General features: G+C 72.7%; 28 protein-coding genes. 25 read left to right on the top strand and 3 right to left on the bottom strand.

What is annotated here, in order from left to right; genetic code table 11:
- The first annotated feature begins 5 nt into the window (after positions 1-5).
- Both CRYAR_RS33085 and CRYAR_RS33080 read left to right on the top strand, forming a co-directional pair.
- Positions 6-347, top strand: coding sequence for a P-II family nitrogen regulator (locus CRYAR_RS33085; RefSeq protein WP_035857129.1), 342 nt, complete (start codon positions 6-8; stop codon positions 345-347).
- Positions 337-2640, top strand: a complete 2304-nt coding sequence (locus CRYAR_RS33080; RefSeq protein WP_051571266.1) for a [protein-PII] uridylyltransferase — start codon at positions 337-339, stop codon at positions 2638-2640. The genes CRYAR_RS33085 and CRYAR_RS33080 overlap by 11 nt, the downstream gene beginning before the upstream one ends.
- A 72-nt stretch (positions 2641-2712) precedes the next feature.
- Here the strand turns inward: CRYAR_RS33080 and CRYAR_RS33075 are convergent, their stop codons facing one another.
- Positions 2713-3687, bottom strand: coding sequence for a GlxA family transcriptional regulator (locus CRYAR_RS33075; protein WP_211247760.1), 975 nt, complete (start codon positions 3685-3687; stop codon positions 2713-2715).
- A gap of 62 nt (positions 3688-3749) precedes the next feature.
- Here CRYAR_RS33075 and CRYAR_RS33070 point away from each other — a divergent pair, with 62 nt between their 5' ends.
- The 11 genes from CRYAR_RS33070 (at position 3750) to rplS (ending at position 12888) form a co-directional block, all read left to right on the top strand.
- Positions 3750-5072: an MFS transporter gene (locus tag CRYAR_RS33070; RefSeq protein ID WP_051571265.1), complete on the top strand. Its 1323-nt coding sequence runs from the start codon at positions 3750-3752 to the stop codon at positions 5070-5072.
- A 14-nt stretch (positions 5073-5086) separates the two neighbouring features.
- Positions 5087-6628, top strand: coding sequence for a signal recognition particle protein (gene ffh / locus CRYAR_RS33065; RefSeq protein ID WP_035857126.1), 1542 nt, complete (start codon positions 5087-5089; stop codon positions 6626-6628).
- Positions 6629-6631: 3 nt separating this feature from the next.
- Positions 6632-7000, top strand: coding sequence for a PIN domain-containing protein (locus CRYAR_RS33060; RefSeq protein WP_035857124.1), 369 nt, complete (start codon positions 6632-6634; stop codon positions 6998-7000).
- Positions 7001-7100: 100 nt separating this feature from the next.
- Positions 7101-8174 (top strand): amidohydrolase family protein, encoded by a 1074-nt coding sequence (locus CRYAR_RS33055; RefSeq protein ID WP_035857123.1) that lies wholly within the window; start codon positions 7101-7103, stop codon positions 8172-8174.
- A 70-nt stretch (positions 8175-8244) separates the two neighbouring features.
- On the top strand, positions 8245-9657 hold the full coding sequence (gene proS, locus CRYAR_RS33050) for a proline--tRNA ligase (protein ID WP_035857122.1): 1413 nt from the start codon (positions 8245-8247) through the stop codon (positions 9655-9657).
- The gene (locus CRYAR_RS33045) at positions 9657-10319 is read left to right on the top strand and encodes a ribonuclease FAU-1 family protein (protein ID WP_035857121.1); all 663 of its coding nucleotides are present in this window, start codon (positions 9657-9659) and stop codon (positions 10317-10319) included. The genes proS and CRYAR_RS33045 overlap by 1 nt, the downstream gene beginning before the upstream one ends.
- Positions 10320-10478: 159 nt before the next feature.
- Positions 10479-10910, top strand: coding sequence for a 30S ribosomal protein S16 (gene rpsP / locus CRYAR_RS33040; protein ID WP_035857120.1), 432 nt, complete (start codon positions 10479-10481; stop codon positions 10908-10910).
- A gap of 1 nt (position 10911) precedes the next feature.
- Positions 10912-11151: an RNA-binding protein gene (locus CRYAR_RS33035; protein ID WP_035857119.1), complete on the top strand. Its 240-nt coding sequence runs from the start codon at positions 10912-10914 to the stop codon at positions 11149-11151.
- Between the two features lie 5 nt (positions 11152-11156).
- Complete coding sequence (gene rimM, locus CRYAR_RS33030) at positions 11157-11663, top strand: ribosome maturation factor RimM (protein ID WP_035857118.1); 507 nt, start codon at positions 11157-11159, stop codon at positions 11661-11663.
- Positions 11660-12424, top strand: coding sequence for a tRNA (guanosine(37)-N1)-methyltransferase TrmD (trmD, locus tag CRYAR_RS33025; RefSeq protein ID WP_035857117.1), 765 nt, complete (start codon positions 11660-11662; stop codon positions 12422-12424). Before rimM ends, trmD begins: the two co-directional genes overlap by 4 nt.
- 107 nt (positions 12425-12531) lie before the next feature.
- Positions 12532-12888: a 50S ribosomal protein L19 gene (gene rplS / locus CRYAR_RS33020; RefSeq protein WP_035868675.1), complete on the top strand. Its 357-nt coding sequence runs from the start codon at positions 12532-12534 to the stop codon at positions 12886-12888.
- Positions 12889-13035: 147 nt separating this feature from the next.
- On the opposite strand, the gene CRYAR_RS51370 is transcribed toward rplS, so the two are convergent.
- Positions 13036-13707 carry a pentapeptide repeat-containing protein gene (locus tag CRYAR_RS51370; protein ID WP_211247759.1) on the bottom strand — a complete coding sequence of 224 codons (672 nt, stop codon included), beginning with the start codon at positions 13705-13707 and terminating at the stop codon, positions 13036-13038.
- 54 nt (positions 13708-13761) lie between these two features.
- Here CRYAR_RS51370 and lepB (CRYAR_RS51365) point away from each other — a divergent pair, with 54 nt between their 5' ends.
- From lepB (CRYAR_RS51365) to CRYAR_RS32985, 7 genes are read left to right on the top strand one after another with little or no spacing between them, the layout of a single operon-like run.
- On the top strand, positions 13762-14577 hold the full coding sequence (gene lepB / locus CRYAR_RS51365; RefSeq protein WP_063725964.1) for a signal peptidase I: 816 nt from the start codon (positions 13762-13764) through the stop codon (positions 14575-14577).
- Positions 14574-15191 carry a signal peptidase I gene (gene lepB, locus CRYAR_RS33010; protein ID WP_035857115.1) on the top strand — a complete coding sequence of 206 codons (618 nt, stop codon included), beginning with the start codon at positions 14574-14576 and terminating at the stop codon, positions 15189-15191. Before lepB (CRYAR_RS51365) ends, lepB (CRYAR_RS33010) begins: the two co-directional genes overlap by 4 nt.
- Positions 15184-15738 (top strand): NUDIX domain-containing protein, encoded by a 555-nt coding sequence (locus tag CRYAR_RS33005; RefSeq protein ID WP_051571264.1) that lies wholly within the window; start codon positions 15184-15186, stop codon positions 15736-15738. Before lepB (CRYAR_RS33010) ends, CRYAR_RS33005 begins: the two co-directional genes overlap by 8 nt.
- A gap of 47 nt (positions 15739-15785) precedes the next feature.
- Positions 15786-16244 carry an NUDIX hydrolase gene (locus tag CRYAR_RS33000; protein WP_035857114.1) on the top strand — a complete coding sequence of 153 codons (459 nt, stop codon included), beginning with the start codon at positions 15786-15788 and terminating at the stop codon, positions 16242-16244.
- Between the two features lies 1 nt (position 16245).
- Positions 16246-16965, top strand: a complete 720-nt coding sequence (locus CRYAR_RS32995) for a ribonuclease HII (protein WP_084701268.1) — start codon at positions 16246-16248, stop codon at positions 16963-16965.
- Positions 16962-17285, top strand: coding sequence for a DUF2469 domain-containing protein (locus CRYAR_RS32990; RefSeq protein WP_035868667.1), 324 nt, complete (start codon positions 16962-16964; stop codon positions 17283-17285). Before CRYAR_RS32995 ends, CRYAR_RS32990 begins: the two co-directional genes overlap by 4 nt.
- A gap of 26 nt (positions 17286-17311) precedes the next feature.
- A complete protein-coding gene (locus tag CRYAR_RS32985) occupies positions 17312-17629 on the top strand; it encodes a hypothetical protein (protein ID WP_035857113.1) in 318 nt (105 codons plus the stop codon).
- A 52-nt stretch (positions 17630-17681) separates the two neighbouring features.
- On the opposite strand, the gene CRYAR_RS32980 is transcribed toward CRYAR_RS32985, so the two are convergent.
- Positions 17682-18206: a hypothetical protein gene (locus CRYAR_RS32980; protein ID WP_035857112.1), complete on the bottom strand. Its 525-nt coding sequence runs from the start codon at positions 18204-18206 to the stop codon at positions 17682-17684.
- Between the two features lie 174 nt (positions 18207-18380).
- On the opposite strand from CRYAR_RS32980, the gene CRYAR_RS32975 reads away from it, so the two are divergent.
- The 5 genes from CRYAR_RS32975 to CRYAR_RS32955 all read left to right on the top strand — a co-directional run bounded on the left by CRYAR_RS32975 (position 18381) and on the right by CRYAR_RS32955 (position 24466).
- Complete coding sequence (locus CRYAR_RS32975; protein WP_035857111.1) at positions 18381-18737, top strand: YraN family protein; 357 nt, start codon at positions 18381-18383, stop codon at positions 18735-18737.
- Positions 18737-20284, top strand: coding sequence for a YifB family Mg chelatase-like AAA ATPase (locus CRYAR_RS32970; RefSeq protein WP_035857110.1), 1548 nt, complete (start codon positions 18737-18739; stop codon positions 20282-20284). The genes CRYAR_RS32975 and CRYAR_RS32970 overlap by 1 nt, the downstream gene beginning before the upstream one ends.
- A complete protein-coding gene (gene dprA / locus CRYAR_RS32965; RefSeq protein WP_051571263.1) occupies positions 20281-21561 on the top strand; it encodes a DNA-processing protein DprA in 1281 nt (426 codons plus the stop codon). The genes CRYAR_RS32970 and dprA overlap by 4 nt, the downstream gene beginning before the upstream one ends.
- 140 nt (positions 21562-21701) lie before the next feature.
- Positions 21702-22955 carry a tyrosine-type recombinase/integrase gene (locus CRYAR_RS51015; RefSeq protein WP_211247757.1) on the top strand — a complete coding sequence of 418 codons (1254 nt, stop codon included), beginning with the start codon at positions 21702-21704 and terminating at the stop codon, positions 22953-22955.
- Between the two features lie 851 nt (positions 22956-23806).
- Complete coding sequence (locus CRYAR_RS32955) at positions 23807-24466, top strand: M15 family metallopeptidase (RefSeq protein WP_035857109.1); 660 nt, start codon at positions 23807-23809, stop codon at positions 24464-24466.
- Positions 24467-24603: the final 137 nt, after the last annotated feature.

Here is a 24603-nt window from a genome sequence, read left to right as displayed (position 1 = left end):
GCCCGATGGCCAAGCTGGTCACCGCAGTCATCAAGCCGTTCAAGCTGGAGGACGTCAAGGGCGCCCTCTCCGCGCTCGGCATCGCCGGCCTCACGGTCTCCGAAGTTCAGGGATACGGGCGGCAGAAGGGCCACACCGAGGTCTACCGTGGCGCCGAATACCAGGTCGACTTCGTGCCGAAGGTTCGCATCGAGGTGCTCGTCGACGACATCGACGCGGCCAAGGTCGTCGACTCGCTGGTCGCGGCCGCCCGCACCGGCAAGATCGGTGACGGCAAAGTGTGGGTCACCTCGGTCGACGAGGTGATCCGGGTCCGTACCGGCGAGCGCGGACTCGATGCCCTCTGACCGGCACGCTGGGAATCTGAACGGTCCGGCCGGGTCGCACGACCCGGCCGGCCGTCCGGCTCCGTGGGGGCCCGCCGGGCCACCGTCCCGAACCCAGCTCCCCGATACGCTCGACCGCTGGCTGGCCGGCTTGCTGCCGCCGGTCGCGGGTGTGGCCCTGGTCGCCGTCGGCAGCCTGGGCCGCCGCGAGGTCGTCGCGCACAGCGACGTCGACCTCGTCCTTCTCCACACCGGACACCCGCGGATCGCCGAGATCGCGGAGTCGGTCTGGTACCCGATCTGGGATTCGCCGGTCGGTCTCGACCACGCCGTACGCACCGTCGACGAGGCGGTCTCGGTGGCCCGCACCGACGTCAAAGCGGCGCTGGGCCTGCTCGATGCCAGGTACGTGGCGGGGGACCGTGCGCTGGCCGACGAGCTCGCGGCCACGGTGCGCGCCGCCTGGCGGGCCAGCCCGGCCGGCTGGCTGGGCGAACTGCGCGACCTCACCGAGGCCCGCTGGCACACGGCCGGCGAGCTCGCGTTCCTCCTCGAACCCGATCTGAAGGAAGCCCGCGGCGGCATCCGGGACGCGGTGACGCTCCGTGCGCTGGCCTACGCCCAGCTCGTCGACGCACCCCGGGGCAGCGTGCGCGACGCCTACCGGCTGCTGCTGGACACCCGGGACGCGCTGCACCGCTCGGCCGACCGCGCGCTCGACCGGCTGCTGCTGGCCGAGCAGGACGCGGTCGCCGCGGCCCTGAACTACTCCGATGCCGACGCGCTGCTGCACGCCGTCGCGGACGCGGCGCGCACCGTCGCCTACGCCAGTGACACGGCCTGGCGTCAGGTCGACGGGCTGCTGAGCAAGCGGCGGCGGTGGCCGATCCGGCGTCGCAACACGGTCAACCGGCGTCCGCTGGCCGACGGCGTGGTCGAGCAGAACGGCGAGGTCGTGCTGGCCCGAGGCGTCGACCCGGCGCTCGACGCCGTGCTGCCGCTGCGGTTCGCGGCGGCGTCGGCGGTCGCGAACATCCCGCCGGCCCGGTCGGCGCTGGAACGGCTCGCGTCCGCGGCGCCACCGTTGCCCGACGTGTGGCCCGAGACCGCGCTGCAGGCGCTCGTCGCGTTGCTGGGCGCCGGCGAGCCGGCGATCAACGTCTGGGAGGCGTGCGACCGGCACGGGCTGGTCGAGAAGTGGCTGCCCGAGTGGGGACGGGTCCGCTCGCTGCCGCAGCGCAACGCACTGCACCGCTACACCGTCGACCGGCACCTGGTGGCCGCCGCCGTCGCGGCCGCCCCGCTGGCGCGCCGAGTCGCGCGTCCGGACCTGCTGCTGATCGGCGCGCTCCTGCACGACATCGGCAAGGGGCTGCCGGGCGATCACTCCGAGGTCGGGGCCGGGATCGCCGGCGGCATCGCGGTCCGGCTCGGGCTGTCGGCGGAGGACAGCGACCGGCTGGTCCGGCTGGTGCGCTACCACCTGCTGCTCCCCGACACCGCGACCCGGCGGGACCTGGACGACCCGGCCACGCTCGAGGTGGTGGCCGACGCGGTCGGGCACGACGGCGTCCTGCTCGACGTGCTGCACGCGCTGACCGAGTCGGACGCCTCGGCGACCGGTCCGGCCGCCTGGAGCAGCTGGAAGGCCGGACTGGTCAACGACCTGGTGAAGCGCGTGCACGTCCTGCTCGGGCAGGGGGCGGCGCCGGTGGCGCGTCCGCGTCCGGCGGAGGTGTTCGCGGCCACCTCGCCGCTGCCGGACCCGACCGGGTGCACGGTGAGCGTCCACGGGGACGAGGTCGCGGTCGTCGGCGGTGCCGACGTGCGGAACCTGATCAGCCGCACGGCCGGCATCTGCGCACTGCACCGGCTCGACGTCTACGCCGCCGACGTGGGCACGTTCGACGGTCACCCGGTCGTCGTGGTGCGGGCCGCGCCGAGGTTCGGCCGACTGCCCGACCCGGCGCTGCTCACCGCCGACCTGCGCCGGGCCGTCGCCGGCGACTACGACGTGTCCGGTGCGCTTGCCAAGCGGGAGGCCGAGGCCCGCGAGGGCCGGGACCCGGCGCCGCCGCAGGTCAGCTGGCTGCCGGACGCCTCGACCGACGCGACCGTGCTCGAGTTGCGGGCCGAGGACCGGCGGGGCCTGCTGCACGACGTGACCGCGGCGCTCGAGGACTCGGGCGCGTCGGTCCGGGGGGCCAGGGTCAGCACGTTCGGCTCCGCGGTCGTCGACGCGTTCTACCTCAACGGCAGCGAGCTGCCGACCGAGGAGATCGGAAAGGCCGTGCTGGCCGCCGCGTCCGTCTAGACCCGGGGCCCGGCTCGGCGACGGCCGATCGTGGCCGCCGCCGGCCGCCGCGAAGCCTTGGCCGGGGACTCCTCACCCGGCGCGGAACGTGCGGCGGTAGGCGTGGGGCGAGGTTCCGACCGAGCCGGCGAAGTGCTGGCGGAGTGAGGCGGTCGTGCCGAACCCGGCCCGGTGGGCGATGCGGTCGATCGGGAGATCGGTCTCCTCGAGGAGCTGGCGGGCCCGGTCGACCCGCAGCGCGCTGAGCCACGGCCCCGGGCTCTGGCCGGTCTCCTGGCGGAACCGCCGGGTGAACGTCCGCACGCTCATCCCGGCGTGCGCCGCCATCGTCGCCAGGTCCAGCGGCTCGTCCAGGTGCTCCAGTGCCCAGGCCCGGGTCGTGCTCGTCGACGCGTCGGGCGTCGCGGGCATCGGCCGCTCCACGTACTGCGCCTGGCCGCCGTCGCGCCAGGGCGGCGCCACGCACCGCCGGGCGGCCCGGTTCGCCACCTCGCTGCCGAAGTCCCGCCGGACCAGGTGCAGGCACAGGTCGATCCCGGCGGCCACGCCGGCCGACGTGGCGATCGGCCCCTCGTCGATGAACAGGACGTCCGGGTCGAGCGTCACCCGCGGGTACCGGGCCCGGAACGAGTCGGCCCAGAGCCAGTGCGTGGTGGCCCGCCTGCCGTCGAGCAACCCGGTCGCGGCCACCACGAAAGCCCCGGTGCAGATCGACGCCACGCGCGCGCCCCGCGCGGCGGCGGCCCGGAGCGCGTCCAGAACCTCAGTGGGGAACACGCGGTGCCCGGCGGTGAGCCCACGAATGCCGGGCACCAGCACGGTGTCCGCCGTCTCGAGTTCCGCGAGCCCGTACTTCGGTGCGATCGCGTACCCGGCCGTCGTCTCCACCGGCGCCGCCCCGGGCGAGCACACGTGGACGCTGTAGAGCTTCTCGCCGTCGCGCTCGGCCGCGCCGAGCACCTGGCCGGGGATACCGACGTCGAACGGCACCGCGTCGTCGAGCGCGAGCACGGCGACGCGGTGACGACCCGAATCCGCGAACGGCATGGCCGGATTCTTGCACATGGTGTCCTTCGGGCCACTGGTTCACGGTCGAGTCATGACCGAAGCTGGTTGGCGTGGTCAACACTGCTGTGCCGTCCAAGCGGCGGCTTCATCGCGCCTGGCTCGTCGCCGGCGTCGCGTTCGTCGCGCTCGTCGGCGCGGCCGCGTTCCGGGCCGCGCCGAGCGTCCTGATCCTGCCCCTGCAGGAGGAGTTCGGCTGGTCGACGGCCGACATCTCGCTCGCCGTCACGGTGAACCTGGTGCTCTTCGGCCTCACCGCCCCGTTCGCGGCCGCGCTCATCCAGCGGCTCGGCCTGCGCTGGGTCACCACGGCGGCGTTGTTGCTGGTCGCCCTGGGTGCGGCGGCCACCGTGGGGATGACCGCCCGCTGGCAACTCGTGCTCTGCTGGGGTGTGCTCGTCGGGCTCGGCACCGGCTCGATGGCGCTGGTGTTCGCCGCGTCGGTCGCCGACCGCTGGTTCGTCGCCCGCCGTGGCCTGGTGGTCGGCGTGCTCACCGCGGGCAGCGCCACCGGTCAGCTGATCTTCCTGCCGCCGGTGGCCGCGCTGGCCGACTCCCAGGGGTGGCGGGTCGCGTCGCTGGCGGTCGCCGGCTGTGCTCTCGCGGTCGTGCCGCTCGTCGTGCTGTTCCTGCGTGACCGGCCCGAGGACGTGGGGCTCACCCGCTTCGGCAGCGACGAGCCCAGCCCCGAGCGCCCCAGCGGCGGCGCGGCCCGCTCCGCGTTCGGCGGTCTCGCGCTCGGCGTCCGCAGCGGCACTTTCTGGCTGTTAGTGGGTGGGTTCGCGATCTGCGGCGCGTCGTCGAACGGGTTGGTCGGCACGCACCTCGTGCCGGCCGCGCACGACCACGGCCTGCCCACCACGGCGGCCGCGGGCCTGCTGGCCGTGATCGGGATCTTCGACATCGTCGGCACGATCGCGTCGGGCTGGCTCACCGACCGCTACGACCCCCGGCTGCTCCTGCTGGCCTACTACGGGCTGCGCGGTGCGTCGTTGCTGCTGCTCCCGGCGCTGCTGCCGTCGCTGGGACACGGGGTGGGGCCCTCGATGCTGCTGTTCATCGTGTTCTACGGGTTGGACTGGGTGGCCACCGTGCCGCCGACCGTCGCGCTCTGCCGGCAGGCGTTCGGCGACCGCGCGCCCGTCGTGTTCGGCTGGGTGTTCGCGTCCCACCAGCTCGGGGCGGCGCTGATGGCGTCGGGCGCGGGCTGGATCCGGGACACGTTCGGCACGTACACGCCGGCCTGGTACGCGGCCGGGGCGCTGTGCCTTCTCGCCGCGACCCTGTCGGTCGGCGTCGGTCGGGGTAGTCGGGCGGCTACGCTCAAGGGGAAGGACTTGAGTCCGGCGGTTGCCGCCGCCAGCTGACCCCGTGAGGACCGATGTTCGACACGCTTTCCGACCGGCTCTCCGCCGTATTCACTTCGCTTCGGTCGAAGGGGCGTCTCACCGACGCCGACATCGACAAGTCCATGCGGGAAATCCGGGTGGCGTTGCTCGAGGCGGACGTCGCGCTGGCGGTCGTCAAGGCGTTCGTCCAGTCGGTCAAGAACCGGGCGCGCGGCTCCGAGGTCCACCAGGCGCTCAACCCGGCCCAGCAGGTCGTCAAGATCGTCAACGAGGAGCTCGTCGGCATCCTCGGCGGCGAGACCCGCCGGTTGCGGTTCGCGAAGAACCCGCCGACGGTCATCCTGCTCGCGGGTCTGCAGGGTGCCGGTAAGACGACGCTCGCCGGGAAGCTCGCGCTCTGGTTGCGCAAGCAGGGCCACACGCCGATCCTCGTCGCCGCCGACCTCCAGCGCCCGAACGCCGTGCAGCAGCTGCAGGTGGTCGGCCAGCGGGCCGGCGTCGAGGTGTTCGCGCCGGAGCCGGGCAGCGGTGTCGGCGACCCGGTGAAGGTCGCCCGCGACTCGATCGACTTCGCCAAGCGCCAGCAGCACGACATCGTCGTCGTCGACACCGCCGGTCGCCTCGGTATCGACGCCGACATGATGGCCCAGGCCGCGGCCATCCGGGACGCGGTGAACCCCGACGAGATCCTGTTCGTCGTCGACGCGATGATCGGTCAGGACGCGGTCAACACCGCCCAGGCCTTCAAGGACGGCGTCGGCTTCGACGGCGTCGTGCTGACCAAGCTGGACGGCGACGCCCGCGGTGGTGCCGCGCTCTCGGTGCGCCACGTCACCGGCGAGCCGATCATGTTCGCCTCCTCGGGCGAGAAGCTCGAGGACTTCGACGTCTTCCACCCCGACCGGATGGCCTCGCGCATCCTCGGCATGGGCGACATGCTGACGCTCATCGAGCAGGCCGAGACGGTCTTCGACGCCGAGCAGCAGGCCCGCATGAGCGAGAAGATGCTCGGCGAGGGCGACTTCACGCTCGACGACTTCCTCGAGCAGATGCTCGCGGTCAAGAAGATGGGCCCGATCCAGAACGTGCTCGGGATGCTGCCCGGCATGAACCAGATGAAGGGCCAGCTCGACCAGCTCGACGACAAGCACTTCGACCGCATCACCGCGGTGATCCGCTCGATGACGCCGCTCGAGCGCCAGGACCCGAAGCTCATCAACGGGTCCCGGCGGCTGCGCATCGCGAACGGTTCCGGAACCACGGTGACCGACGTGAACCAGCTGGTCGAGCGGTTCTTCGAGGCGCGCAAGATGATGCGCCAGATGTCGAGCCAGTTCGGGTTCGGCGGCGGCGGGATGCGCCGCGGCGCGGCCAAGAAGGGCAAGGGCAAGAAGGGGCGCAAGGGCGGTGGCGGCGGCGGTGGCCGGCCGCGCCAGCAGTTCCCCGGAGGGATGCCCGCGCTGCCGCCGGGCTTCCCGGGCGCGCCGCCGGAGGCTCCGCAGCAGCAGCCCGACGCGCTGCCGGGCGGCTTCGACATGCCGAAGATCGACTTCTCGAAGCTGCCGAAGAAGTAGGCCTTGTCCACGCTGGTCGTCGACGGCGCGAACGTCGTCGGGTCGGTGCCGGACGGCTGGTGGAAGGACCGTCGCGGAGCGGCCTCGCGGCTCCGCGACGCGCTGGTGCCGGTGGCGTCGGGCGGGTTGCCGGGCGTGCTCCCGGGGCCGCTGCGCGTCGTACTCGTCGTGGAGGGCGCGGCGCGCGGCGTCACCGCGGTCCCCGGCGTCGAGGTGGTGTCGGCCCCGGGCTCCGGCGACGACACGATCGTCTCGGTGGCCGCGGCGGCCGACCCTCCGGTCTGGGTGGCGACCGCCGACCGCGAACTCCGCGCCCGCGTCCGCGCCCTCGGCGCCGACGTGCTCGGCCCCTCGTCGGTACCCCGCCGCTGACGTCGTGCCGCCGTCGTCGTGCGATCGGGGCCGACGGGACGGTCGGCGCGGTCCGGGATCCCCGGCTGACGCCGACGGGGGAGCGGGCAGAATCACGGGCGTGGCACTTCATCTGCGGGGCGTGGTACTTCCGGACGACGTCGAGCGGGACGTCTGGATCGTCGGGGACCGGCTGACGTTCGAGCCGGTCCCCGACGCGAAGACGGTGTCGACCGGCGGGTACCTGCTGCCGGGCCTGGTCGACGCGCACTGCCACCCGGGCATCGCGCCCGACGGGCCGGTCACCGAGGTCGCCGAGGCCAAGCGGCTCGCGCTCATCGACCGCGACGCCGGCGTGCTGACGATCCGGGACGCGGGCTCGCCGATCGACTACCGCGAACTCGACGACGACCCCGACATGCCGCGGCTGATCCGCGCCGGGCGTCACCTGGCACCGCCGCGCCGCTACATCCCGGGGCTCGCGGTCGAGTGCAGCCCGGCGGAGTTCGTCGAGCAGGCCGCGGTGCAGGCCAAGGCCGGGCACGGCTGGATCAAGATCGTCGGCGACTGGATCGACCGCGGGGCCGGTGACCTGAGCCCGACGTTCGACGACGCGACGTTCGCCGCGGCGGTCACGGCGGCGCACGACGCGGGCGCCCGGGTGGCCGTGCACACGTTCAGCGAGGACGCGCTGCCGGGCCTGATCGCGGCCGGCGTCGACTCGATCGAGCACGGCACCGGTCTGTCGGTGGACCTGATCGACACGATGGCGCGGAACAACACCGCGCTGGTGCCGACGATGACCAACATCCTGACGTTCGGCGGCATCGCCGAGAAGGCCCAGCCGAAGTTCCCCGGCTACGCCGACCACATGCGTCGCCTGCAGGCCGGGTTCCCCGCGGTCGTGCGCTCCGCCTACGAGGCCGGTGTGCCGATCTACGTCGGCACCGACGCCGGTGGGGGAGTGGCGCACGGCCTGGCCGCCGGGGAGATGCTGCTGCTCGCCGACGCGGGCATGGCGCCGCTCGACGTCCTCGCGGCCGGTTCCTGGGGCGCCCGCGCCTGGCTCGGCCTCCCGGTGATCGAAGAAGGGGCCCTCGCCGACGTCACCGTCTACGAATCGGATCCCCGCGAGGACCTGCGCGTCCTGAAGGCCCCGTCACGCATCGTGCTCCGCGGCCGGGTCGTCGCCTGATCCCCCGCGGGCCGGTGCGCCGGGTTACTCGGTCACGGTGCGTGGGCGACACGCCCTAGGATGTGTCGTCATGGCAAAGGCTCCCGTTCTCACGCCGCAGGCTGAGGACTTTCCCCGCTGGTACCAGGACGTGATCGCGAAGGCCGAACTGGCCGACAACGGGCCGGTCCGCGGCACGATGGTGATCCGACCGACCGGGTACGCGCTGTGGGAGCGGATGCAGCGCGAGATGGACGACCGGATCAAGGTCGCCGGCGCGCAGAACGCGTACTTCCCGCTGTTCATCCCGGAGTCCTACCTCCGCAAGGAGGCCGAGCACGTCGAGGGCTTCAGCCCCGAGCTCGCCGTGGTCACCCACGCCGGTGGCAAGCAGCTCGAGGAGCCCGTCGTCGTCCGCCCCACGTCCGAGACGATCATCAACGCGTCGTTCTCGAAGTGGGTGCAGTCGTACCGCGACCTGCCCCTGCTCGTGAACGCCTGGGCGAACGTCGTGCGCTGGGAGATGCGCCCGCGGGTGTTCCTGCGCACCACCGAGTTCCTCTGGCAGGAGGGTCACACCTGCCACGCCACCCAGGCCGACGCCCGCTCCTACGCCCGCCGGATCCTGCACGAGGCCTACGAGGACTTCATGGTCAACGTGCTGGCGATGCCGGTCGTCGTCGGCCGCAAGAGCCCGAAGGAGCGGTTCGCCGGCGCGATCAACACGCTGACGCTCGAGGGCATGATGCGTGACGGCAAGGCGCTGCAGATGGGCACCAGCCACGAGCTGGGCCAGAACTTCGCCAAGGCGTTCGACGTCCAGTACCTGAGCGCCGAGGGGCAGCGGGAGTACGTCTGGCAGACGTCCTGGGGCACCTCCACCCGCATGGTCGGCGGTCTGATCATGGGCCACGGCGACGACAACGGGCTGCGGCTGCCGCCCCGGCTCGCGCCGACGCAGGCCCTCGTCATGGTCGTGAAGGACGGCGACGGCGTCGGGGAGGCGGCCGCGAAGCTCGTCGCGGAACTGCGCGGGGCCGGCGTCCGGGTGGTCCTGGACGACCGCACCGACACGCCGTTCGGCCGCCGGGCGATCGACGCCGAGCTCAAGGGCATCCCGGTCCGGGTCGAGCTCGGTCCGCGCGACCTGGCCGAGGGCAACGTGACGGTCGTCCGCCGGATCGTCGGGACGAAGACGCCGACGGCGCTCGGCGCGGCCGCCGCGGCGGTCTCCACCGCGCTGGTCGAGGACCAGCAGGCCCTGTACGACGAGGCGCTGGCCCGCCGCGAGTCGCGCACCACCGACGTGACGACGCTCGAGGACGCGCTCGCCGCCTCCGCGACCGGCTGGGCGCGCCTGCCGTGGGCGACGCTCGCCGACGGCGGCGAGGCCCGGCTGGCCCAGGACGCGGTCACCGTGCGGTGCCTGATCCGCCCCGACGGGTCGGTGCCGGAGTCCGACGACGAGCCGGGCGTGATCGCGATCGTCGGCCGGTCGTACTGATGTACTACGAGCCCGGCCGGACCGCGCTGGTCCGGCACTGTCGCGGTGGAGTCGTGCAGGGCGTCCGGCCCTGCGTCGTGGTCGAGGACGGGCCGGACGGCACGTTGCTCTGGCTGGCCCGCGACACCCCGATGCGGATCTCGCTGTACGCCGACGGCCGGCCGGTGCGTGACGTGCCGCTCGCGGAACGGTTCACGGCGCCCTGGCACACCGGCCCGGGCGTCTGGACCGGCACCAGCGCGTTGGAGTGGATCCCGCCGGGCGCGCCGTGGCACACCGTGTACTGGTTCTTCGACGGCGCCGGTCGGTTCCGCAACTGGTACGTGAACGTCGAGACGCCTCCCGTCCGCTGGGCGCACGGCTTCGATTCCGACGACCTGGAGCTCGACGTCGTCATCGCGCCCGACCGTTCCTGCGTGCTCAAGGACGAGGACGAGCTCGAAGCGGCGGTCGCGGCCGGCGACATCCCGACCCGGGTGGCCGATCGCACCCGCCTGGAAGCGGCGAAGGCGATCGACGCCGCCACCGCGGGCCGGCCGCCGTTCGACGGCCGGCTCACGGACTTCGTTCCCGACCCGTCCTGGACTGTTCCGACGCTCCTGGACGAATGGGACGCGCCGGTCGTCGCCACCTCGGCTGAGTCGTTGCTGACCCGCAGTTAGTAGCTTCCGCCGCGGGTCTGGCACAATAGGCGGCTGAACTGACCACCGTGTGGGCCCTCTATCCCACCCACGGTGTTCGGTCCGCCGGGTCGGCGCACCATCGTCCCCACGTGGCGTCGGCGGCCCACTTCGTACCGAAACCCAGGAGCATCCACACCAGTGGCCACCAAGATCAAGTTGCTGCGTCTCGGCAAGATTCGCGCACCGCACTACCGGATCGTCGTCGCCGACGCCCGCACCAAGCGTGACGGCCGCGTCATCGAGACGATCGGCAAGTACCACCCCAAGGAAGACCCGAGCTTCATCGAGGTCGACGGCGAGCGGGCGCAGTACTGGCTCGGCGTCGGCGCCCAGCCCACCGAGGCGGTCGCGGCGATCCTCCGCGTCACCGGTGACTGGCAGAAGCACAAGGGCGAGCCGGCTCCGCCTCCGATGAAGGTCGCGGCGCCCAAGCGGGACAAGAAGGAACTCTTCAACGAGGTCGCGCGCGCCTCCGCCGACGGTGCGCCGGTCGCTGACGCGACCACCCCGAAGAAGAAGGCCGCGAAGAAGGCCGACGCCGAAGACGCCACGGCAGCTTCGGGGTCCTGACGTGGTCCTGCCCGCAGCGCTGGAACACCTCGTCCGCGGCATCGTCGACAACCCGGACGACGTCCGCGTCGACCTGGTGCACGGTCGCCGCGGAAAGGTGCTCGAGGTTCGGGTCCACCCGGAGGATCTCGGCAAGGTGATCGGCCGGGGTGGCCGCACCGCGAAGGCTCTGCGCCAGGTCGTCACCGGTATCGGTGGCCGCGGCGTCCGGGTCGACGTGGTCGAAACCGACGTGCGCTGACACCCATGCAGCTCGTAGTGGGGCGGATCGGGCGTGCCCACGGCATCCGTGGGGACGTCCTGGTCGAGGTGCGGACGGACGAGCCCGACGATCGGTTCGCGGTGGGGTCGGTGCTGGTCACCGACCCTGCCGACGCCGGTCCGCTCACCGTGGACGACGCTCGCTGGCACTCCGGCAAGCTCGTCGTCCGCTTCGCGGACGTCCACGACCGCAACCGGGCCGAGGAACTGCGCGGACTGCTGCTCGTCGTCGATTCCGACGATCTGCCGCCGTCCGAGGATCCGGACGAGTTCCACGACTACGAACTCGTCGGTCTGGCCGTGTTCGGCGTCGACGGGACGTCGTTCGGGTCGGTGGTCGACGTGGTGCACTCGGCCGCGGGTGAGCTCCTGGTGTTCAAGCACCAGGGCGCCGAGCGGCTCGTGCCGTTCATCCGCGAGTTCGTGCCGACCGTCGACGTCGCGGGTGGCCGGGTCGTCATCGATCCGCCGGAGGGGCTGTTCGAGCTGTGAAGATCGACGTGGTTTCGATCTTCCCGGCTTACCTCGCTCCGCTCCGGGAGTCGCTGATCGGCAAGGCCGTCGACCGGGGCGTCATCGAGCTCGGTGTGCACGACCTGCGGCAGTGGACGCACGACGTGCACCGCACGGTGGACGACTCCCCGTACGGCGGTGGCCCGGGCATGCTGATGCGGCCCGAGCCGTGGGGCCAGGCGCTGGACACCCTGGCGCCGGCGTCCGGGGCCCAGCCCCGGCTCGTCGTGCCGACGCCGGCCGGGCGCCCGTTCACGCAGGCGCTCGCGCACGAACTGGCGGCCGAACCCTGGCTGATGTTCGCGTGCGGGCGGTACGAGGGCATCGATTCGCGGGTCGTCTCGCACGCGGCCGACCGGATGGTGGTCGACGAGGTCAGCCTCGGCGACTACGTGCTGGCCGGTGGCGAGGTGGCGGTGCTCGTGATCGTGGAGGCCGTCGGCCGGCTGCTGCCGGGGGTGCTCGGGAACGTGGCCTCGCACGAGCAGGACTCGTTCTCCGACGGCCTGCTGGAGGGTCCGGCGTTCACGCGTCCGGAGGAGTGGCGGGGGTACTCGGTGCCCGACGTGCTCCTGTCCGGGCACCACGCGGCGATCGCGCGGTGGCGGCGGGACGAGTCGCTGCGGCGGACCGCGGCCCGGCGTCCGGAACTGCTCTCGGACGTGGTGCTGGACAAAGCGGACGTGAAGGTGCTCGCGGAGGCCGGGTTTCCGGTTACTCCGAAAGATGTGGCACAGTAGGAGAGTTGCCGCTGACGGGTTCAGCGCGCCTGATTTCTTACCGCCCACGGCTCCCGCCTCGCGGGGTGCATGCGGACGGTCCGACGACGAGGAAAGTGAAGACCGCGATGAACACCCTGGATGAGCTGGACGCCGCTAGCCTGCGTTCCGACATCCCGGCCTTCCGGCCCGGCGACACCCTGAAGGTGCACGTCCGGGTCGTCGAGGGCAACCGGTCCCGCATCCAGGTCTTCCAGGGTGCGGTCATCCGTCGGCAGGGCACCGGCTCGCGCGAGACCTTCACGGTCCGCAAGGTGAGCTTCGGTGTCGGCGTCGAGCGCACCTTCCCGGTGCACACGCCGGTGATCGAGAAGATCGAGGTCGTGACCCGCGGTGACGTGCGTCGCGCCAAGCTCTACTACCTCCGTGGTCTGCGCGGCAAGGCCGCCAAGATCAAGGAGAAGCGTGAGACCACGGCCGGCTGAGTCGGCGGCGTCTACGCTTAGCGCGTGACAGCACCCGAGAGGTTCGGCCGCTCCGAACAGGGAGCGGCTGAACCGACGGGTATCGACGAATTGGCGCGACGCCGACTCGCACGTCGGCAGCGTGCTGATCCGTCGTCTCCACCTGCTTCACCCCTGGACGGCTCGGGCTCGCTCATTCTGCCCGGCCGTCCAGTGCCGTCTGAGCGGCCTCCGATTCCGGGGCAGGCGCGCGTCACCGACAGCGGCGAACTTTACGACGGTTCGGGCCGTGATTCCGGTGTGGCACGAATGGGTGGCGTCGAGCAGGTACCCGTCGACCGTTACGGTCGGCCGGTTCGGGGTCGGTTGCTCCCGACGGACGGTGAGCCGCACCCGCGCGGCACCGAGCGCCGCGATCCCCGCTTTCCCGACCGCCGGGCGGCCGAGGCGCGTGCGGCGGAGATGCGCGCGGCGGAGATGCGCGACGCGGAGATGCGCGCGGCTCAAGCGCGTGCCGCTGAGGCGCGTGCGGCGGAGATGCGTGCCGCTGAGGCGCGGGCGGCGGAGATGCGTGCGGCCGAGGCTCGTTCCCAGTACGGCGAGGTTCGGTACGGCGATTCCCGGGGCTATCCCGACTCGGGGTACGCCGATCCGCGGACGCTGGGCCCACGCTCGGTCGATCCCCGCGGGGCCGATCCCCGGGACGGCTACGGCGATCCCGGCCCGGGCACGCGCTACGCCGAGGAACAGCGTTACGCCGCGGAGGATGACTCCGCCTACTACCGCAAGACCTACGGCAGCGACCGCACGTCGAGTGCCGACCGGTCCGCCGGCCGTCACCGCGCGGGCGCCCGCCCCTACGCGCGCGCGTCCACCAGTTCGCGCCGCCGCACCCTGCCCCTCTGGCAGGAGATCCCGCTCCTGCTGATCATCGCGTTCGTCCTCGCGACCGTGATCAAGACCTTCGTCGTCCAGGCGTTCTACATCCCTTCCGGGTCGATGGAACAGACGCTGCTGGTCAGCGATCGCGTCCTGGTCAACAAATTCGTCTACGACACGCGTGACCCCCGTCGCGGCGAGGTGGTCGTCTTCCGCGGCACCGACTCGTGGGTGCCCGAGAACGGCGTCCAGCAGAACACCGGTGCGCTCGCCACCGCCGGCCGCATGCTCGGCGGCCTGATCGGGGCGGCCCCGCCGGACGAGAAGGACTTCGTCAAGCGCGTGATCGGCGTCGGCGGCGACGTGGTGCAGTGCTGCGACAAGGACGGCCGGGTCGAGGTCAACGGCACGCCGCTCGTCGAGCCGTACATCTTCGAGGACGATCCGATCCAGGAGCGCCCGTTCGGCCCGGTGACGGTGCCCGATGGCCGCCTGTTCATGATGGGCGACCACCGGTCCCGGTCGGCGGACTCCCGGGTGTACCTCAACGACCAGTGGAGGGGCACGATCCCGGTCGAGGCGGTGATCGGCCAGGCCTATGCGACGGCGTGGCCGGCGTCGCGATGGGGCTTGCTGCCGGAGCCGGACACGTTCAGCGACGTACCGACCGCTCTGGGTGAGAAACCCCACAGCGAACCGCAGCCGGCCGGGGCGACGGCTCTGCTGGTGCTTCCCGTCCTGTTCGGGCCCTTCGGGTTGCTCTGGTCCCGACGTGCCCCCAGGTGGCTGTTGCGCCCAGATTCGCGTCGACGCCGTAGGCTGCGCTGGTGATGCCCGAGACCTCCCGTCGGAAACAGCGATCCTTCTGGGTCGAGCTCCCGATCCTCCTCCTCGTAGCGGTCATCGTCGCCGTGCTGGTTCGGACGTTCCTGGTACAGACGTTCTACATCCCGTCCGGCTCGATGGAGACCACGCTCCTCATCAATGACCGCGTGCTGGTCAACAAGATGGTCTATCGCTTCCGGGAGCCACGCCGGGGCGAGGTCGTCGTCTTCGTGCCGCCCAAACAGTGGGACGCCGGCCCGACCAAGGACGACTACATCAAGCGCGTCGTCGGGGTCGGCGGCGACAAGATCGTCTGCTGCGACTCCGCCGGGCGGATCACGATCAACGGCAAGGTGCTGCAGGAGGACTACCTCTTCGAGGACGACGTCCCGTCCGCGCAGCCGTTCGATGTCTCCGTGCCGACCGGCCGGCTGTTCGTGATGGGTGACCACCGGTCCTCGTCCGCGGACTCCCGGTACCACACCGACTACCAGGTCGGGACGATTCCCGTCGACGCCGTCGTCGGCCGGGCATTTGTGATCTTCTGGCCGTTCAGTCACGTCGGAACGTTGTCGGTGCCGAAGGGGTACGAGGCGATTCCGGCGCCGTCGGGTGGCTGACGCTTCCTGGGAGTCGCCGCTCGCGCCGGGCAGCGCGCAGCCGCCCGGGGCGCCACCGCGCCCGTGGCGGCTCTCCGGACGGCTGCTGGTTCTCGACCCCGCCGACCGGTTGCTGCTCATCCGGGCCCGCGATCCGGAGTACCCGGAGCTCGGGGAGTGGTGGGAGGTGCCGGGCGGCGGTGTCGATCCGGGCGAGGACACGGTCGCGGCGGCGGTGCGCGAGGTGCGCGAGGAGACGGGTGTGGCGATCGCGGCCTCAGACCTGATCCCGGCCGCGGTGTGGTGGTCGGAAGTGACGTACCTGTGGCTCGGGCAGCGGCGCTGGTCGCGGCAGGCCGTACACCTCGCGTGCCCGGCCGCCACGCCGGAGGTGGTCGCCGAGCTCGCGTACACGCCCGACGAGGGCGCCACGTTCCTCGGGGCCGACTGGATCCCGGTGTCGGAACTGGATCGGCTTCCGCGGACATTTCCTGACGGAATAGCCCGGACGCTGCCTCGGCTGCGGGCCGGAGAGCGCGTCGACACCGGCTTCGCGGTCTGGTGCTGACGCCTCGGCCGCACGGAATCGCGGGCAGCGGATACGCTCGGCTACCGATGACTGAGGTAAGTGCACGGCGGGCCGCGCGGGTTCTGGTACTCGACGGCAGCACGGTGCTGTTGTTCCGCTGCAGCAGCGCACACCGTCCCGAGGACGGCCCCTGGTGGATCACGCCGGGCGGTGGCCTGGAGGCCGACGAGGACCTCCGGGCCGGAGCGGTGCGGGAACTCGCCGAGGAGACCGGTCTGGTCGTGGCCCCCGCGGATTTCGAGGGTCCGGTCTTCGAGGAAGTGGTCGAGTACCCGACGTCGACCGGCACCCAGCGGCAGACCCAGCAGTACCTGGTGCTCCGGCGCGGCGGGTTCGAGATCGACCGCCACGCCCAGACGGACTGGGAACGACAGTTCATGGGGGAGGCGCGATGGTGGAGCAGCCCCGAACTGCGCGCCGCGACCGAAACGGTCTACCCTCCGAACCTTGCCGACCTGCTCGACGACCTCGTGAAGGAGGCGTGACGTGCTCGTCCCCCCGCGCGCGGTGGTCCGCCGCGACGGTGGTCTGTACGCCCTCGAACGGACGCTGCGCCGCCGCGGTTTCGCGCGGGTGGCCGGCGCCGACGAGGCCGGACGCGGTGCCTGCGCCGGTCCGCTCGTGGTCGCGGCCGCCGTGCTGCCGGCCACGGCGCGCGGCGAGGTGCCAGGCCTGGCCGACTCCAAGCTGCTCACCCCGGCGGCCCGCGACCGGGTCTACGACGAGGTGATCAAGCGAGCCGAGGCGTACTCGGTGGTGATCGTGCCTGCGGCCGAGGTGGACGCCCGAGGGCTGCACCGCAGCAACGTCGACGCGATGCGCCGGGCCCTCGAGCAGCTGACGGTACGACCGGATTACATGCTCACCGACGGGTTCGGTGTCGCCGGCCTCGGACTACCCGGGCTGGCGGTCTGGAAGGGCGACCGGGTGGCGGCGTGCATCGCGGCCGCCTCGGTGTTGGCGAAGGTCACCAGGGATCGGATCATGACGACCCTGCACGACACCTATCCGTGTTACGACTTCGCCCAGCACAAGGGATATGTGACCGCGGCGCACGCCGAGGCCCTGGCCGTCCACGGTCCCTGCCCGGAGCACCGGATGTCGTACGCGAACGTCGCGGCGGCCGCCGTGGTGCCTCGAAGTAGGGCTGAGGCCTTGGTGCCGGTGGCAGTGAGCCACAATGGTCACGTGGAGGACGAGGTATGAGCGCTGAGGATCTCGAGAAGTACGAGACCGAGATGGAGCTTCAGCTCTATCGCGAGTACCGGGACATCGTCCGGCAGTTCTCCTACGTCGTGGAGACCGAGCGTCGCTTCTACTTGGCGAACTCGGTCGACCTGCAGGTCCGCAACGCCGACGGCGAGGTGTACTTCGAGGTCGCGATGTCCGACGCGTGGGTCTGGGACATGTACCGGCCGGCTCGGTTCGTGAAGAACGTCCGGGTGGTGACGTTCAAGGACGTCAACGTCGAGGAGCTCGACAAGCCCGACATCTCACTGCCCGGGAACGGCTCGTTCGGTTCGTGACGGGTCGCCCGGGGTAGGTCTGGCCCATGGACGAGACCCCGGACCGCAACCCGGTCGCTGACCCGGTCGACACTGCCGCTCGCCTGCGTGTGGACGGGCCGCCCCCGACGATGCCCGCGGAGGCACGCACCGGGTACGCCGAGAAACCCGCCCCGGAGGATTACCCGCCGTCCGGCGAGGGCGGCGTGCCCCCGGGTACCGCGCCCGAGGTCGAGCCCGCGCTCGGGACCTCCGAGTCGATGGCGCCGGTGGACGGCGTGCACACGCCTGACGTCGGCGCTGGTGGACAGGAGTTCGACACGTCGGCGACGCCGCTGCCGGGGCGCGCCGACCACTCGCGCTAGGCGTAGCCGACTCACGCTAGGTGCGGCCGAGTACGGACTCGCAGGACACGGTCTAGTCGGCGGGCATTTCCAGTGGGGTGGCCAGGTCGGCGTGGGCGTACGTGGCGAAGGATTCGTAGAGCTCCTCGAAGCGGAGCAGGGCCGAGACGAACTCCTGTTCGCGGTCGGAGTCACGCGGCGCGCGCGAGAGCCGCGCCGCGTAGTAGTTCACGGTCGGCACGTGCATGAGCAGGTCGGAGAGCCGCCGGGACGCCTCGGGGCCGCCGTGGGCCGACACGGCGGCCAGCAGCGGCGCTGAGCGCTCGATGTCCGGCGGCAGGAACTCCGCGTTCTCGCCCCGGCCGACCTTGCCGTACTCCAACCGGGCCGAGTCGGCGTACTCCAGCGCGGCGGTGTAGGCGTCCCGCCGTTCGTCCTCGCGGGCCAGCAATACGGCCTGCCGGTGCCCGGCGGTGATCACCTCCGAGATCTGACGATGGCCACGGCGTGCGATACCGATCGCGGTCGCCGCACCTAGCACTGCCACCAGGAGGCACACCCCGGCGACGGTGCCGAGTGAGACCCATTCGTCCGTCATAGTTCGTAAGAGTAATAAGTCGGATCTGTTTGATCCGTGTCCCTACCACTGCCCGGGGTGGCGTGCCGTCGTCCACAGGCCGTCGAGTTGTCCCCAGCGCCGGATTTCCCGGCTGCTCGGCGTCCGTCTTCCCGGCCATCCTGGCCTCCTCACCTGGCGATCGGGAGGCGGCGGATGAGCGCGAAGCAAGCGGTCGGTGCGTACGGCGAACGGGTCGCCGTGCGTCATCTCGAGCAGGCTGGTCTGGTCGTGCTCGCCCGGAACTGGCGATGCGCCGAGGGCGAGCTCGACATCGTCGCCCGGGAGGGCGACGCGCTCGTCGTCTGCGAGGTCAAGACCCGGCGCGGCGAGCGGCACGGCGTCCCGGCCGAGGCGGTGATCGCGGCCAAGGCCGCACGATTACGCCGGCTGGCCGCGTACTGGATCCGGGCCAGCGGCGTCCACGCCCCCACGGTGCGGTTCGACGTGGTGAGCGTCCGGCCGCAGCGCTCAGGGCCCGCCCGGGTCGACCATCTGCGCGGGGCGTTCTGATGGCGGGGTTCGCGCGTGCGCTGGCCGTGGGTCTGCACGGTGTCCACGGGCGTGTCGTGGAGGTCGAGGCCCATCTGGCCCAGGGTCTGCCCGGCCTGGTCATCACCGGCCTGCCCGACGCCGCGGTCACGCAGGCGCGCGACCGCGTGCGTGCCGCCGTGCTCAACTCGGGCCAGCGGTGGCCCGATCAGCGGATCACGGTCGGCCTGGGCCCGGCGTGGCTGCCCAAGCACGGTACGAGCTTCGACCTGGCGGTCGCCGCGGCGATCCTCACCGCCGCCGGGGTCACGCCGCGGGTCGCGCTCGAGGGTCTGGTGCTGATCGGCGAACTGGGCCTCGACGGCGGGCTCCGCCCGGTGCGCGGGGTCTTCCCGTCGGTGGTGGCCGGGGCCGAGGCCGGGCTGCGCCGGTACGTGATGCCTGCGGGCAACTGGTCGGAGGCCGCGCTGGTGCCCGGCGCCGACGTCGTGGGTCGTCGCACGCTGCGCGGGGTCATCGCGTTGCTGCGCGGCGAGCAGCCACCGGCCGACGACGCGGCGTCGGCACCGCCACCGCCACGAGCGGTGGCCCGGCCCGGCGACTCCGAGGGCGACCTGGCCGACGTCGTCGGGCAGGAGATCGGGCGGCGGGCCGTCGAGGTGGCGGCCGCCGGTGGCCACCACCTGGCGCTGTTCGGGCCGCCCGGCGCGGGCAAGACGATGCTCGCGGAGCGGCTGCCGGGGGTCCTGCCGCCGCTCGACGACCGGTCGGCGGTGGAGGTGACCGCTGTTCACTCGGTGGCCGGGGTGCTTCCGGTCGGCACCGGCCTGGTGCGCCGGGCTCCGTACCAGGCGCCGCACCACACCGCCACCGTGGCCGCGCTGGTCGGCGGCGGCACCGGGCTGGCCCGCCCGGGCGCGATCTCGCTCGCTCACCACGGCGTGCTCTTCCTGGACGAGAGCCCGGAGTTCTCACCGCGCGCCCTGGACGCGCTGCGCCAGCCGGTGGAACGCGGCGAGGTGCTGCTGGCCCGCACCGGCGGTGCCGTCCGATACCCGGCCCAGGTCCAGCTCGTCCTGGCCGCTAACCCGTGTCCCTGTGCCTCCGCGGCCGGCGACCGCGCCTGCACCTGCACGCCCGGCGCGCGCCGCCGGTACCTCGGGCGCATCTCCGGCCCGCTGCTCGACCGCATCGACCTGCGCGTCACGCTGCTGCCGGTGGCGTCGGCCGCGCTGTACGCGACGCACGACCAGCCCGACTCCACCGCCGTCGTCGCCCAGCGGGCGCGGGAGGCCCGCACCGCCGCGGTCGAGCGTTGGAGCGAGCTCGGGTGGTCGTCGAACGCCACCGTGCCCGGCTCCACGCTCCGCGCCCGGGAGTGGCGGTTGCCCCGGCCGGTGACCGCGGCGGCGGCCCGCGCCATCGACACCGGCGAACTCTCCGCCCGCGGCTTCGACCGCGTGCTGCGCATCGCCTGGACGCTGGCCGACCTGGCCGGTCGGGCGGCGCCCGACCACGGCGACGTCAACGAGGCCCTGGAGCTGCGCCGCGGGCTGGTGACGGCATGAGCGACCGGGCCGAGGGGATCGCCGTCGAGCGGCTCGCCTGGGTGGCGCTGGGGCGTCTGTTCGAGCCCGGTCGGCGCACGGTGCTGGCGGCGGCCGCCGGGGGTGCGCGGGCCCTGCTGGAAGGTGCGCTCGCCGGTGCGCCCGGCGCGGTGAACCGGGGCATCCGCCAGCGGCTGGCCGGCGTCGACCCGTGGGCCCGCGCGGAGGCCGACCTCACCGCGGCCGCGCGGGCCGGAGCGCGCGCCGTGACCCCCGTCGACGCCGAGTGGCCGGGCGAGGCGTTCGCCGGGCTCGCGCCGCTGGCCGAGGCCGAACGGATCGACGTGGCCCCGCCGCCGTGCCTCTGGCTCCGCGGGTCGTTGGCGCTACCGCAGACGGCCAGCCACGCCGTCGCGATCGTCGGTGCGCGTGCGGCCACGTCCTACGGCAAGCACGTGGCCGGTGAGATCGGCTACGGGCTGGCCGAACGCGGGTGGGTGGTGGTCTCCGGCGGCGCCTTCGGCATCGACGGCGCGGCCCACCGCGGGGCGCTCGCCGGCGGCGGGCCGACGATCGCGGTGCTGGCCGGCGGCGTCGACGTGCCGTACCCGCTCGCCCACGCCGGGCTGCTCGACCGCGTCGCCGAGGAGGGGTTGCTGATCAGCGAGGTCCCGCTGGGCGAGTCGCCGCAACGACACCGCTTCCTCTCCCGCAACCGCCTGATCGCGGCGCTCGGCGCGGGCCTGGTGGTGGTGGAGGCCGGGGCGCGGTCCGGCACCAGCGTCACGGCCGAGCGCGCGCACCAGCTCGACCGTCCGCTGCTGGCCGTACCCGGCCCGGTGACGTCCGCCCTCTCGGTGGGCACCCACCGGCTCATCCGCGACTTCGGCGCGACGCTCGCGACCAGCGCCGAGGACGTCCTCGAGACGATCGGCCCGATCGGCGTGGGTATCGGGGGCGGTCAGGACCCAGCCGAGTGGGACGCGTCGCTGCCGAGCGGCGCCGGTGGCGGACGTCCGGGCCGGGAAGCACTGCCGCCCCCGCTCCGCCTGGTGCTGGAAGCCGTACCGGCCGGCCGCGTGGTCACCGTGGAGGACGTCGCGCTAGCGGCCCGCCTGCCACCGACCGAGGTCCGACGAGCACTGCCCGACCTGCGATTGCGCGGGTACGTCCGGGCAGTGGACGGCGGCTACCGCCTGACCGAGGCCGGTCTGGGCCCGCCCACGTTCGCCGAACCCCACCGCCCGGCCGACGGCCCCGAGTCACCCGACCCCGTGCCGCCGCCCGGCGCCGGGTGACCGCCGGAGCGAACCGCCCGGGAGGCCTCCGCTCGCGGCGTCGGAGGCTCCGTCCGCGCGGACTGCGGTGTGGGGAAAGCCGGGGCGGAGGTGCGGCGGGGCGGCTTGCTCCGAGGAACGCGAGCGGGCACGGTCGGGACGTGGCTCGATCCCGACCGCGGGTAGCGGCACTGCGCGCCGCTCTCCCGCCCGCCCTGGCGGAGACGGTCGATGCCTTCGAGGCCTATCTGGAGCACGAGCGGAGCCACCCGCCGACGACCCTGCGGGCCTATGTGGCCGACGCGGTGCTCCTCCTCGACCATCTGACCCGCTCGGGCCACGACCGGTTCGACGCACTCGACCTCTCGTTACTTCGGAGCTGGCTGGCCCGCCAACGCAGCACCGGCGCCGCACCCCGCACGCTGGCCCGTCGCGCGGCCGCCGCCAGGGCACTCACCGCCTGGGCCCAACGGACCGGCCGCCGAGCCGACGACCCCGGCCGCGACCTGGCCAGCCCGAAACTCCCGGCCCACCTGCCCCGAGTACTGGACGTAGCCCAAGCCGCCGCCCTCCTGAACGGAACCACCGCCGCTCTCCAGGACAGCGCTACCCGGGCGGACTCCGCTGCCGTCCTGGACGGAACCACCCCCGCGGACACGGCCGCCCTCCCGGACCGCAGCGCCCCGGCGGGCACGGCGGCGCTCGTGGACCCCACCGCCCTTGCGGGCGCTGCCACGGTCGTGGACCCCACCGGCCCGACGGGCACCACCGCCCTCGTGGACCCCACCGGCTCTGCGGGCACCGCCGCACTCGTGGACCCCACCGGCCCTGCGGGCACCGCCGCACTCGTGGACCCCACCGCCACCGCGGAAGCCGCGGCCCCGTCCGAGCCCGATCCCCGGGCGGGCGCCGCGCTGGCACGAGACCTGGCCGTCCTGGAGTTGCTCTACGCCACCGGCGTTCGGGTCAGCGAACTCTGCGGACTGGACGTGGACGACATCGACCACGAACGTCGACTGCTCCGCGTGGTCGGCAAGGGCAACCGCGAACGCACCGTTCCGTACGGCGTCCCGGCCGAACGAGCGATCAAAGCCTGGCTCGATCACGGCCGACCGGTACTCGCCACCCCCCGCAGCGGCCCGGCCCTGCTCCTCGGAGTCCGCGGCGGACGCCTGGATCCCCGCACGGCACGCCAGATCGTCCACGACCGCCTCCGCGACGTACCCGGCGCCCCCGACCTCGGCCCGCACGGCCTCCGGCACACCGCAGCCACCCACCTCCTCGCCGGCGGCGCCGACCTCCGCACCGTCCAGGAGCTCCTCGGCCACGCCACCCTCGCGACCACCCAGATCTACACGCACGTCACCGTCGACCGTCTCCGCTCCGCCTATCGCCAGGCCCACCCCCGCGCCTGAAGCCGGCCTCCACGAGCCGGGTGTCAGGTTCTCCACGAGCCGGGTGTCAGGTTTCCCGCGAGCCGGATGCCAGGCTCTCCACGAGCCGGGTGCCAGGTTGTCCGCGAGCGGAGTGCCAGTTTTTCCGCGAGCGAGTGCCAGGTTTTCCGCGAGCGGAGCGCCAACTACGGCAGGGAGCGGAGTGACAGCCTCCCTAGGAGTCCAACTGGAGCCTCCAGGAGCGAGTTGCAGCCTTCCCTGGAGGGAGTACCAGCCCTGGGCGAGCGAGTGTGAGCCCACCGCGTGTGAGATCCGGCTGCAGTGTGCGAGGTCTGGCTGGTGTGAGCGAGACGCTGGCCGTATGGCGAGATCGTGCTTGTGCGGGTGCAGTTGTGTGAGCAGTACTCGCTGGTGCGAGCGGGGGTTCCGAGCCTTGGAGCCTTTCCTTAGGAGGACTCCGCTAATGCGGTGTCGATACCGGGAAGTGATCGTGCACCCGGCATCGGCGAACACCGTCCGGCTCTACGGGCACGAGGCGATTCACGCAGCCGGCCCCCGTGAGTGAGGACCGCCTGCCGCGACACGGGGCCCGCGAACGTGACACAAAGCCAGCACGGACCTACTGCGTGATCGAGGGCCAGTGGGAGTGCGGGCCAGTGGGAGTGCGGGCCAGTGGGAGTGCGGGCCAGTGGGAGTGCGGGCCAGTGGGAGTGCGGGCCAGTGGGAGTGCGGGCCAGTGGGAGTGCGGGGGACTGGTGCGTGAAGGGGCCTGGTACGTGAAGGGGCCTGATGACCTGAGACAGGGTCGGTTGGTGTGAGAGGTGGGCTGGGCCTGGGTCGGTGGTGATCGGGGGGCGGATTAGCGTGGGGGCGTGGCCAGTGACTTCGTGCTGTTGAGCGATCCGGTGATCGCGGCGATCGAGACCTCCGAGTGCGGCGAACCCGCGGTCGACGCCGCCGGGTTGCGCATCGACCGTCGCGAAGCCCGGTACAACCCGCTGCTGCACTTCGTCCGGTCCGGACTGCACGAGCGGCTGCTGAGTGCCGAGGAGAGCCTCCCGTCCGGTGTGCACCTGCTGCTGGTCGAGGGCTACCGGCCGCCCGCGGTGCAGCTGCAGCAGTTCACGGCCTACGTCGACGTTCTCCGGGAGCGGAATCCCGGCTGGGCGGCCGAGCGACTCCGCCGGGAGGCTTCCCGGTTCATCTCGCCTCCTGAGGTGGCCCCGCACTGCACCGGGGGCGCGATCGATCTGACGCTGTGTGCGGACGATGGTGTCGAGCTCGACATGGGCACCGAGGTGAACGCGAGCCCGGTCGCCAGCGCGAACCGTTGTTACACGGCCGCGCTCGACATCCCGGCCGAGGCGGCGGCGAACCGGCGCCTGCTCGTGGCGACGTTGACCCGGGCCGGGCTGGTGAACTACCCGACCGAGTGGTGGCATTGGTCGTTCGGTGAGCGCTACTGGGCCTACAGCACCGGCGCCGAGGCCCGGTACGCCCCGCTGAGTACCGACCAGGTCGTCACGGGCTGACATCCGCCTCGGTCGGCTGGGGCCTTGCCTCGTTCCGCCGACCACTCCGGCGGCGCTTCTGCCGCACCTGTGTCGACAGCGTTGCCGGTGCCGGCCGCGGCGCACCTACCTCGGCGGGAGCGGTCGCGTCGGTTCGG

This window comes from Cryptosporangium arvum DSM 44712, assembly GCF_000585375.1.
Lineage (GTDB): Bacteria > Actinomycetota > Actinomycetes > Mycobacteriales > Cryptosporangiaceae > Cryptosporangium > Cryptosporangium arvum.
This window is presented reverse-complemented; position numbering and strand designations above follow the sequence as displayed.

What these genes read in the sequence shown, in the direction of transcription:
- CRYAR_RS33085 (WP_035857129.1), top strand. Translation starts at nt 6, where the DNA reads ATGGCCAAGCTGGTCACCGCAGTCATCAAGCCGTTCAAGCTGGAGGAC.
- CRYAR_RS33080 (WP_051571266.1), top strand. Translation starts at nt 337, where the DNA reads ATGCCCTCTGACCGGCACGCTGGGAATCTGAACGGTCCGGCCGGGTCG.
- CRYAR_RS33075 (WP_211247760.1), bottom strand. Translation starts at nt 3,687, where the DNA reads ATGCCGTTCGCGGATTCGGGTCGTCACCGCGTCGCCGTGCTCGCGCTC.
- ffh (WP_035857126.1), top strand. Translation starts at nt 5,087, where the DNA reads ATGTTCGACACGCTTTCCGACCGGCTCTCCGCCGTATTCACTTCGCTT.
- proS (WP_035857122.1), top strand. Translation starts at nt 8,245, where the DNA reads ATGGCAAAGGCTCCCGTTCTCACGCCGCAGGCTGAGGACTTTCCCCGC.
- CRYAR_RS33045 (WP_035857121.1), top strand. Translation starts at nt 9,657, where the DNA reads ATGTACTACGAGCCCGGCCGGACCGCGCTGGTCCGGCACTGTCGCGGT.
- rimM (WP_035857118.1), top strand. Translation starts at nt 11,157, where the DNA reads ATGCAGCTCGTAGTGGGGCGGATCGGGCGTGCCCACGGCATCCGTGGG.
- rplS (WP_035868675.1), top strand. Translation starts at nt 12,532, where the DNA reads ATGAACACCCTGGATGAGCTGGACGCCGCTAGCCTGCGTTCCGACATC.
- CRYAR_RS33000 (WP_035857114.1), top strand. Translation starts at nt 15,786, where the DNA reads ATGACTGAGGTAAGTGCACGGCGGGCCGCGCGGGTTCTGGTACTCGAC.
- CRYAR_RS32990 (WP_035868667.1), top strand. Translation starts at nt 16,962, where the DNA reads ATGAGCGCTGAGGATCTCGAGAAGTACGAGACCGAGATGGAGCTTCAG.
- CRYAR_RS32985 (WP_035857113.1), top strand. Translation starts at nt 17,312, where the DNA reads ATGGACGAGACCCCGGACCGCAACCCGGTCGCTGACCCGGTCGACACT.
- CRYAR_RS32980 (WP_035857112.1), bottom strand. Translation starts at nt 18,206, where the DNA reads ATGACGGACGAATGGGTCTCACTCGGCACCGTCGCCGGGGTGTGCCTC.
- CRYAR_RS32975 (WP_035857111.1), top strand. Translation starts at nt 18,381, where the DNA reads ATGAGCGCGAAGCAAGCGGTCGGTGCGTACGGCGAACGGGTCGCCGTG.
- CRYAR_RS32970 (WP_035857110.1), top strand. Translation starts at nt 18,737, where the DNA reads ATGGCGGGGTTCGCGCGTGCGCTGGCCGTGGGTCTGCACGGTGTCCAC.
- dprA (WP_051571263.1), top strand. Translation starts at nt 20,281, where the DNA reads ATGAGCGACCGGGCCGAGGGGATCGCCGTCGAGCGGCTCGCCTGGGTG.